Genomic DNA, 12,389 nt, shown 5'->3' with positions numbered 1-12,389 from the left:
GCACCAGACTTGAGAATCCCTGCCTCGCAGGCCGTCCGATCCGGAAGGGAACCCCTTGAACCCGAGCAAGCACACCGAACTGGTGAACCACGCCTGGTCGGTCGCTGACCTCCTGCGCGGTGACTTCAAGCAGTCGGAGTACGGCAAGGTCATCCTGCCGTTCACCGTGCTGCGCAGGCTGGAGACCGTCCTGGAGCCGACCCGCGCGGCCGTCCAGGAGACGGTCGAGCGGTTCAAGGGCAAGGACATGGACGCGGAGGGCTTCCTGCGCCGCGCGTCGGGCCAGTCGTTCTACAACACCACCGGCTACACCCTTGCGAAGATCGCGAACGATGCGGAGAACGCGGCGACGAACCTCAACAAGTACGTCGCGGGCTTCTCCCCGAACGCGCGCGAGGTGCTGGAGAAGTACGAGTTCGCCCAGCAGATCAAGCGGCTGGACGGCGCGAACCTGCTGTACAAGGTCGTCGGACGCTTCGCCGACCTGGACGTCCGCCCCGAGGTCGTGTCCAACCACGACATGGGCTACTTCTTCGAGGACCTCATCAGGCGCTTCTCGGAGCTGTCCAACGAGACGGCCGGTGAGCACTTCACGCCGCGCGAGGTCATCAAGCTCATGGTCAACCTCCTGGTCGCGCCGGACGCCGACATGCTCAGCCTGCCCGGCGCCGCGCGCAAGGTGCTGGACCCGGCCTGCGGCACCGGCGGGATGCTCAGCACGATGCAGGAGTACATCACCACCCTCAACCCGGACGCGACGGTCGAGGTCTACGGGCAGGAACTCAATCCCGAGTCGTGGGCGATCTGCCGGTCCGACCTGATGATCAAGGGCCAGGAGCCGGACAACATCGCGTTCGGCAACTCCTTCAGCGACGACGGGCACCGCTCCGCCAGGTTCGATTACATGCTCGCCAACCCGCCGTTCGGTGTCGAGTGGAAGAAGGTCAAGGAGGAGATCGAGCACGAGCACGAGACGCTCGGCGAGTCCGGCCGCTTCGGCGCCGGCCTCCCGCGCATCAACGACGGCTCGTTCCTGTTCCTCCAGCACATGATCTCGAAGATGAAGCCGCGGGGCATCGACGGCACCGGCGGCAGCCGCATCGCGATCGTCTTCAACGGCTCGCCTCTGTTCACCGGCGCCGCCGAGTCCGGCGAGTCCCGCATCCGCCAGTGGATCATCGAGAACGACTGGCTGGAGGCGATCGTCGCGCTGCCCGACCAGCTCTTCTACAACACCGGCATCTCGACGTACTTCTGGATCGTCACCAACCGCAAGCACCCCGACCACGAGGGCAAGGTCATCCTGCTGGACGCCCGGGACTACTGGCAGAAGATGCGCAAGTCCCTCGGCGACAAGCGCAAGGAGATCGGCGACGGCCAGGACGGACGCCCCGACCACATCGGCGAGATCACCCGGCTCTACAGCGAGGCCCTGGAGGTCGCCGACGACCCAGACCACCCGCTGCACAGCAAGGTCAAGGTCTTCCGCAACCAGGACTTCGGCTACCGCCGCATCACCGTCGAACGCCCCCTCAAGCTCCGCTTCGAGCTGACCGACGAGACCCTGGCTGCCCTGGAGGCGACAAGGCAGGTCCAGAGGCTCGGCTACGCGGACGCCCTGATCAACGCGATCCGCCCGCTCCTCGGCACCACCTGGGCCACCAAGTTCGAGGCCCTGAACGCCCTCATGGGCGCAGTGGTCGATGCCGGCCTCGTATGGCCGCCCGGCGCACCGTTCTCCAAGGCTGTCCGCGACACCATCGGCGTCCGCGACCCCGAAGGCGAAGTTCAGTACGTGCGCAAGGGCGTCATCGAACCCGACCCCGACCTCCGCGACTACGAGAACGTCCCGCTGGACGAGGACGTAGAGGACTACCTCAAGCGCGAGGTCCTCCCGCACGTCCCCGACGCCTGGATAGACCACACCAAAACCAAGATCGGCTACGAGATCCCGGTCACGCGTCACTTCTACGTCTACAAGCCCCCACGACCCCTCTCCGAGATCAACGCGGAGCTAAAGACCCTCGAAGCCGAGATTCAGACCCTCCTCGGCGAGGTGACCGAATGAGTGATGTGTTCGGCGCCGAACTTCCGGCTGGCTGGTCGGCCACGAGGTTGAAGAGTGTCGTGACATATCTCAGACGTGGCACAGCCCCTGACTATGTCGAAAAGGGAGAGGTGCGGGCGATCAGCCAGGCCGCCAACCAAGACGATGGGTTGGATTGGTCGCGTACCCGGTTCCACAAGTCCGATGGTCGACCGGCGACTCTTAAGGGCTACCTGAAGGCCGGAGACATTCTGGTCAACTCCACGGGAACGGGAACGCTCGGCCGTGTCGGCTTCTTTGAGGGGGCGCCTGACGATATCCCGTGCATGGCAGATGGACATGTCACTATCGTCCGTACAGATAATGCGGAGGCCAACTCAAGATACGCCTACTACTGGCTGCGCTCGCGACTTTTTCAAGACTACATCTACGCTGTTCTGGCGGTTGGAGCAACAAACCAAATAGAGCTGAATCGAGAGGGTCTGGCAAACGCTCCATTCCCTTCCCCTCCGATCGAAGAGCAGCGGCGCATCGCCGACTTCCTCGACGCCGAGACCGCTCGTATCGATCGGGCAGGCAGTCTTCAAAAAAGAATTCTGGCGACGCTCGAGGAGCGCGAGCGAGCGCACCTGGACATCGCGATCGATGAACTCATCGAGACATGTGGATCTGTACCACTGCGGCGCTTCGTGTGGAGTGTTGATCAGGGAGTCAGTCCTCAGTGTGACGCTGCCCCAGCCGACGAAGGCGAGTGGGGCGTACTCAAAGTCAGCTGCCTCCGCCCTGGCGTCTTCCTCCCGCACGAAAACAAGCGACTCCCCAAGGAAGTTCCGCCATTTCGTGAGAGCGAGGTTCGCGATGGTGACCTGCTGATTACCCGTGCCAACACGCCGGAACTAGTGGGCTCAACTGCGGTGGTTAACAGGGTCCGCTCGAAGCTTCTTCTTTCGGATAAAATTTTTCGAGTACGGCTTTCGCCCGGCATGTTGCCGGAGTTTGTTGCGACTGTGGCGCGCGGTAGTCGAATACGTGCCTTGTGTGCATCGTCCGCCAATGGCGCTTCGCAGTCAATGGCCAACATTCGTTTCGAGGAAGTAAAGGCATGGCCCATGCCGCTGGCCGATGTGAGGAAGCAGAAGAGATTCGTCGCCGAAGTAGTGCATGATCGCAACAAGATCGAGGAGATCAAACCTCGAATCAAAGCTCAGTTGGCGTTGCTGGCGGAGCGGCGGCAGGCGTTGATTACGGCGGCGGTTACGGGGCAGTTCGATGTGTCCACGGCATCCGGTCGTGGGGTTACGGGGTAGGGGCGCGGAGGCGGGGCGGGCGTGGCCTGGAGTGGCCATTGAGCCGAATTCGCCAGGGCGAAACGCCCCTTCCGCGTGATACTAGTCGCCGATGCTGGTGACCGGGTGGTAAATGCCGGAAGGGCGAGGGATCGATGACTTCGACGCATGAGGGAGCCCGCATTCCCGTGCAGGTGCAGCAGGTCCGGCAGGCGCTGCTCCGGGACTACAAGGGTTTGATCTACGACGAGGATCTGAAGGGGTATCGGGGCGACGCCTGGGAGCAGCGGTTCCTGTCTCGAGCCCTGGCGGCTTCGGCGGTCCGCCTGGTGATCGGATGCGAATACAAAGATGCGGGTCTTGCCGTCATCGACGGTGAGAACGATCAGGGCATCGACGCCGTTGCGGTGGACGAGACGTCGCGTCATGTCTGGCTCGTCCAGGCGAAGTGGAGCGACGCGGGCAAAGGGAAGATGGACCTGGGGGAGGCCCTGAAGTTCATCGAGGGCCTGCGGCTGATCGAGCGGCGCCAGTTCGAGGACACCTTCAACGACAGGTTCGACCCTTTCAAGGGGCAGCTCGACGTTGCCATGGGCGACCCTCGGTTGCAGATCACCTTGGTCGTCGCGGTGATGGGTCCGGCCGTGCTGTCGAAGGCCGCGCAGGATGTCTTCGATCGCGCCCGCGAGGAATTCAACCACCGGGGGCCGATGCTCGATTACAAGGTCGTCGGTGATGCGGATTTCCATCGGCGGCTTCGCCAGGACTTGGCGCCTGCTCCGATCGACGTCGAAGCCACGATGTCGGGATGGATCAAGCGCGATACTCCCTTCGAGGCATGGCAGGGGACCGTTGCCGTCCGCGATGTCGCCCAATGGTTCAGCGACCATGGCGACTCCCTGTACGAGCAGAACGTCCGCAAGTCGCTGGGGCTGACCCGCATCAACAGCGGTATCAAGGAGACGCTGCTCAACGAGCCGGAGAATTTCTGGTACTTCAACAACGGCATCACGGTGCTGTGCGACAGCATCGAGCCGCATTGGCTCGGACGGCGCCGGCCCGACGAGCCCGTCCGGCTGGCGATGAAGGGCGTCAGCGTGGTCAACGGCGCGCAGACCGTGTCCGCCATCCACGAGGCGATGAAGAAGGACGAGGAGCGCGTCGAGGAAGCGGACGTGACCGTCCGCGCGTACTCCCTGGGGCGGGACCGCCCGGCCTACGCGAAGAAGATCACCGAGACGACGAACACGCAGAACGACGTCTCGCAGCGCGACTTCATCGCGCTGGACGGCACGCAGGCGCAGATTCGCGAGGACTTCCTGCTGTCGCTGGGGAAGCTCTACGTCTTCAAGCGGGGAGAGCCGGACCCGTCGCCGGACGCGGGATGCTCCGTCGAGCACGCGGCGGTCGCACTCGCCTGCGCGCACCGGTCGCCCGAGCTTGCCGTACGGGCCGGTCAGGGAACCGACACGCTGTGGGAACGCGGATCGAGCGGCGCCTACCCTCGGCTGTTCGGCGAGCAGCCGACGGCGCACCGGATCTGGCGCCTCGTCCTGGCGCGGCGTGCCGTCGGCGCCGCGCTGGAGACGAAGCGCAAGGAACTCTATGGGCGCGCCGCGGACATGACGAGGCGCGGCGAGCTTCTCATCACGCATCTGGTGTTCCAGCTTCTCGACCTCGAAGAAATCGACGAGTTCGGCTTCGATGAGGAGGCGATGCTGGCGCGCATCCCAGAACTGGTGGACGGCGTGCTGTCGTGGCTCATCTTCCACGTCGACGCCGAGTACGGTCCGAACTCCTTCCTCAGCGCGACGTTCACGAACGAGACGAGATGCAAGGACCTCGCGGCGCTGGTGGTGGACGACGTGCGGCACGGAAGGACCGTCCCGGCCCTTCCGGACGACTATCTGCCGCCCAGACGCAATCCGCGCCGGCAGCGCCGCCCGAACGCCGTCCCGACCTTGGTCAGTGCACGGGCCCTCGCTGACGGTGCTCGGGTGGTCTACCGGCCCGAGAGCAGCGGTGAAATCCAGGCGGTGGAGGGATGGCTCGCCGAGGACGAACGCCGGAGAACGGCCTCCTGGGTGAACGATCGCCGCAACTGCCTGCTGTGGGCGTACGACGGGAAGGTGTACTCGCCGACGGGCCTCGTCACGCACATTTGGGAACTCGCGGGTTACGAGCGTTCGCCCGTGTCCGTGCAGGGGCCGAGGCGATGGTGGTACGGGGACAAGTCGCTCTGGGACCTGGCCGTTGAGATCTTCGATCGCGACGAGGAAGGCTGAAAAGCATGAGTCCTGTGCATGACGAAAAGGCGTTCGGGGACGCGATCGTCGCGGCGATGCTCGAACGCGGATGGGAAGCGGGCGATCCGCGCGACTACCGGGCGGAACTCGGGCTCGATACGCGACAGCTCTTCACGTTCATCGGGGACACCCAGGGCGACGACTGGGAACGGCTCGTCATGCTCTACGGGGGCGAGACCGAGGCGGCGCAGGTCGGGTTCGCGAGGCGGCTCGACAAGGCGATCGCTGAGGACGGGGTGCTCACCGTCCTGCGCAAGGGCGTGAAGGACCGGGGTGTCCTGATCCGTCTCGCGTACTTCAAGCCGAACCTTGTGCTGGACGACTCCGTCCTGGACGAGTACCGGGCGAACCGGCTGACGGTCGTCCGGGAGCTGGAGTACGCGACCAAGCAGGCCGACAAGGGGAACCGGCTCGACCTGGCGCTGTTCGTCAACGGGATTCCGGTCGCGACGGCCGAGTTGAAGAATCCGCTGACCGGGCAGGGCGTGGAGCAGGCGAAGGAGCAGTACCGCAGCGACCGCGACCCGAGCGAGCTGATCTTCCGGCATCGGGTGGTGGCGAACTTCTGCGTCGATCCCGATCTGGTGTTCGTCGCGACGCAGTTGCGGGGCGGGAAGACGCGGTTCCTGCCGTTCAACACCGGGTCCGAGGGGCCGGGACGGTCCGGCGGGGCGGGCAACCCGGCGCCGGTCGAGCCGGGGACGTACGCCACTTCCTACCTGTGGACGCGGATCTGGGAGCCGGACACCTGGTTGGACATGCTCCAGCGGTTCGTCCACGAGCAGAAGACCAAGAGCACCGGCGGCCGGACGAGCACGACGCTGATCTTCCCGCGTTACCACCAATGGGACGTGGTCAAGAAGCTCACCGCGCACGCGGCTCGTTACGGGGCCGGGCACAACTACCTGGTGATGGCGTCCGCCGGCTCGGGCAAGTCGAACACGATCGCGTGGCTGGCGCACCGGCTGTCGTCGCTGCACACGCCTGTGAACGCGGCGGAGCTGGCGCCGGAGGCGATCGCGAATGGTGTCGAGCCGGGGACGCCGGTGTTCGACAAGGTCATCGTCATCACCGACCGGCGGAACCTGGACTCCCAGTTGCGGGAGACGATCGGCGTCTTCGAGCAGACGGCCGGGCTCGTGGTGAAGATCGACGAGCGGATCGGCGCGAAGTCCGAGCAGCTCGCCAAGGCGCTGTCGCAGCAGTCCGGAAAGATCATCACGGTGACGCTGCAGACGTTCCCGGCGCTGATCGACTTCCTGAAGCGCAACCCGACCGAGATCGCCGGGCACCGGTTCGCGATCGTCGTGGACGAGGCGCACTCGTCGCAGTCCGGGGACGCGGCGACGGCGGTCAAGGCCGCGCTCCGCGACCTGGGCTTGGACGCCGACGACGAGGACGAGGGCACCACGACGGTCGAAGCGAAGCTGGAGCGCAAGGCCGAGCAGCGCTCGCAGGCGTCCAACCTCTCGTACTTCGCGTTCACGGCGACGCCGAAGAGCAAGACGCTGGAGCTGTTCGGGACGCTGGAAACCGTCGACGGCAAGCCGACGTACCGGCCGTTCCACACGTACTCGATGCGGCAGGCGATCGAGGAGGGCTTCATCCTCGACCCGCTGCGCAACTACGTCACGTACGGCACGTACTGGAAGCTCGTCAACAACAACCCCGATGACCGCGAAGTCGACCAGTCCAAGGCGAACGCGCAACTGGCGCGCTATGCGGTGATGCATCCCTCGACCGTCGCGCAGCACGCGAAGATCATCGTTGAGCACTTCCGCGCGCACACGCAGGGGCGGCTCGGCGGGCGGGCCAAGGCGATGGTGGTGACGGCCTCGCGCAAGAGCGCCGTGCAGATGTCGCGCGCGATCAAGCAGCACATCGACGATATGGGCTACGGCATCGGCGTCCTCGTCGCGTTCTCCGGCTCGCTGACGTACGAGAAGGAAGAGATCACCGAGTCGAAGGAGAACGGCGGCCTGCCGGAGAGCGCTCTGCCCAAGGCGTTCGCGTACACGCGGGCCGACGACCTCACCACGCAGACGGGTGGGCGCGGAAAGCCCGAGTACCGGATCCTCGTCGTCGCCGAGAAGTACCAGACCGGCTTCGACCAGCCGTTGCTGACGACGATGTACGTGAACAAGAAGCTGCTGGGGATCTCGGCCGTCCAGACGCTGTCGCGGCTCAACCGGACCGCCGACCGCAAGAGCCAGACGGACCTGGCGATCGTCGACTTCGTCAACGACGCCGAGGACGTCCAGGACGCGTTCCGCCCGTACTACGAAGACGCGATGACGCTTCCGTCAGACCCGAACCTCCTCTACACCGCGCAGAGCCGGGTCATGTCGGCGCAGATCCTCGCCGACGCGGAAATGGACGAGTTCGCGCGCGCGTATCTCGAAGCCGAGGAGAAGGCGGGCGGTTCGGCCGCGCGCTGGGAGAAGCTGCACGCCGAGCTGTACCGGCTGCTGAACCCGGCCGTCGAGAGGTTCACCGCGCTGATCGACAGCGAGGACGACGACGACCACGAGATCGCCGAGGACTTTCGCGCCAACCTCAACGACTACGTGCGCAAGTACGGGTTCCTGTCGCAGATCGTCCCGTACCGCGACGCCGAACTCGAACGCCTCCACCTCTACGGGCGGCACCTGCTCAACCGGCTGCCCCGCCGCGCGGACGGCGGCGTCGACATCGGCGAGGTCGACCTCAGCCACATGCGGGTGGAAAGGACCGGCGAGCACGACCTCGGCCTCGCCGCCGAGGGCGCCGCGGTGGTGAAGGGCTTCGGGGACGGCGCCGGCGGCGCCAAGGAACCGGAGAAGTCGCTGCTGGCCGAGCTGATCGAGAGGTTCAACGCCAAGCACGGCAGCAACCTCACCGAAGCGGACGTCCTGCCGGTGGTCGAGGAGACGATGGCCGTGCAGAAGGTCAAACAGGCCGCGGTCGCCAATGACCTGGAAAACTTCGCGATCGTCTTCGACCCGGAATTCGAGCAGAAGATGATGGACCGCGTCGACACCATGGCCACCCTCGGGGAGAAGTACTTCGGCTCGGACCCCGAATTCAAGTCGTCCCTGAACAGCCGCGCCCGCCGCGCGGCATGGCAAATGCTGCGCGAACAGGCCGGCGTCGCCTGATCACTCGCCCGCCCGGCCGTCCGCCGAACGAATCGGCGGTCGGGTGGACAGCCGATCTCCGCCACCGCGAAACTGGCCACTTCGGACAGGGGCGAGCGCACGCGGAGCAAGGATGCCGGTCAGGACCATTGCCGACCGCTATGAACTGATCGAGGAGATCGGCGCCGGGGGCATGGGCACGATCTGGCGCGGCTACGACTCGGTGCTGGACCGCGAGATCGCCGTCAAGGCCATCCGCCCCGACATGATGCTGTCCCCGGAGCACATCGCCGACCTGGCCGAACGGTTCCGCCGCGAGGCGCGCATCACCGCCCGCATCCAGCACCACGGCGTTCCGCAGGTGTACGACGCGGTCCTGGACGCCGACTCCGCGGACCGCCTCTACCTGGTGATGCAGTACATCGAGGGCAGGAACCTGCGCTCCTACATCGACCGCGCCGACCCGCCGCCGGTCGCCTGGGCCGCCGCGACCGGCGCGCAGATCGCCACCGTCCTGTCGCACGCGCACGCGATCCCGGTCGTGCACCGCGACCTGAAACCCGACAACGTCCTCGTCACCTATGACGGAACCGTCAAGGTCCTCGACTTCGGCATCGCCGCGATCCTCCGCCGCGACGTCACCAGGATCACCGTCACGGGCATCCCGGTGGGCACCAGCCGGTACATGTCCCCCGAACAGGTCAACGCCGCGCAGGTGACCCCGCAGAGCGACCTGTACGGGCTGGGCTGCGTCCTGCACGAACTGCTGTCGGGCACGCCCGTCTTCGATGGCACCAGCCAGTACGCCCTGTGGAAGCAGCACATCACCAGGGACCCGACGCCGCTGACCGAGCTGCGTCCGGACGTTCCGCCGGACCTGGAGCGGCTCGTCCTGGACCTGCTGGCCAAGCAGCCCGAACAGCGCCCCGCCGACGCCTACGCCGTCTACGAGCGCCTGCTCCCGTTCCTCCCGACGGCCGGGTCTCCGGCGCTTCCCACGAGCCGGCGCCTCGGCGCGATGCCCGACCCGACACTCCTGTACCGGCAGCCGAACGCGCCCCACCCGCGCACGCGTCGCCGGCCCCCTCCCGTCCCGGCGCCGCCGACCGTGCCGCAGGCGCCGACCACGCCCCCGACCCAGCTCCGGCTCGCCATCGACGACGCGCTCAAGCGCTCCACCGACCTGCTCGTCTCCGACCGGTACGCGCAGGCGGCCGACGTCGTCGAAGCGGTCATCGGACCGGCCGCGCGAATGCTCGGCTCCGAAAGCCCCGACCTGCTCAAACTGCGTTTCCACCGCGCGCTGATCCTGTTCCTCGGCGGAGACGCGCGCACGGCCCTCCCCGAGTTCGACGCCCTCGCCGACGCCTATGCCCGCACGGCCGGACCGGCCGGCGACCGCGCCTTGCAGTCCCGCCGCTACGCGGCCCAATGCCGCGCGAACCTCGGCCAGAACACCGTCGCGCTCGACCAGTTCCGCCGCCTCCTCGACGACGTCGCCGCCGCCGGCAGCCACGCCAGCGAACTCGCCCTCGACATCCGGTACAGCATCGGCATGCTCCTGCTGTCCGCCGACGACCAGACCGCCGCCGAGAACATCTTCGAGCCCCTCTACCAAGACCACCTCGTCATCAACGGGCCCGACGACGATCACACCCGCGAGATCGCCGACATCCTCACCCGCATCCGCATGTCCCGGTGACCGCGCGCTCGGTCACGGCGGCCGCGCCAGAGCGGAGGGGCGGACGGGAGGACGCCGCCCCTCCGCAGCTCTTCACGCCGCGTTCAGGACGGCGAAGACGACCTTGCCGGTGTTGCCGGCCAGCGGCCGGACGCCCCAGCAGCGGCAGAACTGGTCGACGATGAACAGGCCGCGTCCGGCCTCGCTGATGGTGTCGGCGCGCTGCATGCACGGCAGGTCGCAGGTCGCGTCCTGGACCTCCATCCACAGCGCGCCGTCGTCGGTGCGTCCGATCCGGAACGTCACGTCGTCGTCGGACGCGGACGCGTAGCGCAGGGCGTTGGTGACGAGTTCGCTGGCCACCAGGCACGGGATGAAGTCGTCCATGTCCCACTGGCCGGTGACCAGCCGCACGAACCGCCGCACCTCGGCGACGACCGTGAGGTCGTGCTTCACCACCATCTCGTTCTCCCGCCGCGCCGCCTCGCCCATGATCGCTCTCCTCACTGTGTGTGGCGAATACAACACAACTAGCAAGGTTCCGAGGTATCGTGGTGTTACCGGATCGTCTTGGTGACGACTGGAAACAAGACGCCAGTCCTGGTGAGGTACCAGGGAGAGGAAACATCGCGGTCATGCCCCCACGACGGCAACGTCCCAAGGAGTCCCCGGCGCTGATCGCTTTTGGCGGTCAGCTGCGCAGGATGCGGGAGGCGAAGGGCATCACGCAACAGTCCATCGCTGATCGCACGAACATCAGCAAGGCGCAGGTGAGTCGTATCGAGAACGGCACCAGGCGCGCCACCCGGGCCTTCGTCGAAGCGGTCGATCGGATGCTCGAGGCCGACGGAGCGCTGATCAAGCTCTGGCTCGACCTCAATCGCAACGGTCACCCAGTCCCCGTCTGGTTCGACTGGCCCGCAGTCGAGTCCGATGCGGCCATGCTCGTCTGCTGGGAACACTCCCTGATCCCTGGCTTGGCGCAGACACCGGCTTACGCACTGGCGATCCTGCATCAGAACCAGGACGCTGCCGACGCCCGTATCGACCGCCAAGCGATCATCACGAGGAGTGAGGAGGACGTCCCGCCTACCCTCGTCCTCCTCATCGACGAGCAGTCTCTCTACCGCCCGGTCGGCACGGCCGAGACGATGCGGGAACAGCTCGAGCACCTCATAGAGCTCAGCATGTTGCCCAACGTCACGGTTCAAGTAGTGTTGACAAGCGGCGAGCATGACGGCAACACAGGTGCTTTCGTGGTCGCGACGATGGACGATCGAAGCGAGGTCGCGTATGTCGAGACGGCCATACGCGCCATCACCACCGACGACCCCACAGACCTGTCCGCGCTGGCACGAACGCTTGTCGCGCTCCGCTCGCGCGCTCTCACAGAAGACATGTCTCGCGAGCTGATCAGGAAGGTGGCCCAGGAGAAATGGACCTGACACACATGAGGTGGCGCAAGAGCAGCTACAGCGCTTCCAACGGCGGCAACTGCATCGAGCTGGCCGGGCTTGCGTGGCGTAAGAGCGCGCACAGCGCTTCGAACGCGGCTGAGTGCGTGGAGTTGGCCGGGCTCGCCTGGCACAGGAGCACACACAGCGGACCGAACGGCGGAGAGTGCGTCGAATTGGCGGACGCGGCCGGGGCGGTGGCGGACGCTGTTGCGGTGCGGGACAGCAAGGACCCGGACGGGCCCGTCCTGCTGGTGACCCGTGCGGCTCTGCGCAGTGCCGTGGACGCCGCCCGCGCGTCCCGCTGACCGTCCCTCAACTGTCCCCCGCTTCCCACGAGACCAAGCCACGGCGGGCCGTCCACACCCCTGCCGGGACGGCCCGCCCCGCACCATCGCGTCCGGCAGGTTCGTTGGGGTTTGGGGGGGGGGGGGGGGGGGGGGGGGGGGGGGCCCCGCCCCCCCCCCCCCCCCCACAGGGGGGGGGGGGGGGGGGGGGG

Annotated in this window: 8 protein-coding genes; 7 read left to right on the top strand and 1 reads right to left on the bottom strand. The window is 66.5% G+C overall.

The annotated features are described in order from the left end of the window. Positions 1–55: 55 nt before the first annotated feature. From F8568_RS32150 to F8568_RS32130, 5 genes are all read left to right on the top strand, one after another. Positions 56–2,068 carry a type I restriction-modification system subunit M gene (locus tag F8568_RS32150; RefSeq protein ID WP_151597451.1) on the top strand — a complete coding sequence of 671 codons (2,013 nt, stop codon included), beginning with the start codon at positions 56–58 and terminating at the stop codon, positions 2,066–2,068. Beyond that, on the top strand, positions 2,065–3,354 hold the full coding sequence (locus tag F8568_RS32145) for a restriction endonuclease subunit S (RefSeq protein ID WP_151597450.1): 1,290 nt from the start codon (positions 2,065–2,067) through the stop codon (positions 3,352–3,354). Before F8568_RS32150 ends, F8568_RS32145 begins: the two co-directional genes overlap by 4 nt. Before the next feature lie 167 nt (positions 3,355–3,521). After that, complete coding sequence (locus tag F8568_RS32140) at positions 3,522–5,618, top strand: AIPR family protein (RefSeq protein WP_328601118.1); 2,097 nt, start codon at positions 3,522–3,524, stop codon at positions 5,616–5,618. A 5-nt stretch (positions 5,619–5,623) separates the two neighbouring features. Next, positions 5,624–8,776 carry a type I restriction endonuclease subunit R gene (locus tag F8568_RS32135; RefSeq protein WP_151597448.1) on the top strand — a complete coding sequence of 1,051 codons (3,153 nt, stop codon included), beginning with the start codon at positions 5,624–5,626 and terminating at the stop codon, positions 8,774–8,776. A 112-nt stretch (positions 8,777–8,888) separates the two neighbouring features. Continuing rightward, positions 8,889–10,457, top strand: coding sequence for a serine/threonine-protein kinase (locus tag F8568_RS32130; protein ID WP_151597447.1), 1,569 nt, complete (start codon positions 8,889–8,891; stop codon positions 10,455–10,457). Between the two features lie 72 nt (positions 10,458–10,529). Here the strand turns inward: F8568_RS32130 and F8568_RS32125 are convergent, their stop codons facing one another. Further along, entirely contained in the window at positions 10,530–10,928 is a 399-nt protein-coding gene (locus F8568_RS32125) for an ATP-binding protein (protein WP_151597446.1), read from the bottom strand. A 143-nt stretch (positions 10,929–11,071) separates the two neighbouring features. Between F8568_RS32125 and F8568_RS32120 the strand changes: the two genes are divergently transcribed. Together F8568_RS32120 and F8568_RS32115 are read left to right on the top strand one after the other, a co-directional pair. Beyond that, entirely contained in the window at positions 11,072–11,881 is an 810-nt protein-coding gene (locus tag F8568_RS32120; RefSeq protein ID WP_151597445.1) for a helix-turn-helix domain-containing protein, read from the top strand. After that, positions 11,872–12,198 (top strand): DUF397 domain-containing protein, encoded by a 327-nt coding sequence (locus F8568_RS32115; RefSeq protein WP_151597444.1) that lies wholly within the window; start codon positions 11,872–11,874, stop codon positions 12,196–12,198. Before F8568_RS32120 ends, F8568_RS32115 begins: the two co-directional genes overlap by 10 nt. The last annotated feature ends 191 nt before the right edge of the window (positions 12,199–12,389 follow it).

The sequence above is a fragment of the Actinomadura physcomitrii genome (assembly GCF_008923205.2).
In the GTDB taxonomy this organism is placed as follows: Bacteria; Actinomycetota; Actinomycetes; order Streptosporangiales; family Streptosporangiaceae; genus Spirillospora; species Spirillospora physcomitrii.
The sequence above is the reverse complement of the archived record's forward strand: the minus strand, read 5'-3'. Positions and strand labels throughout refer to the sequence as shown.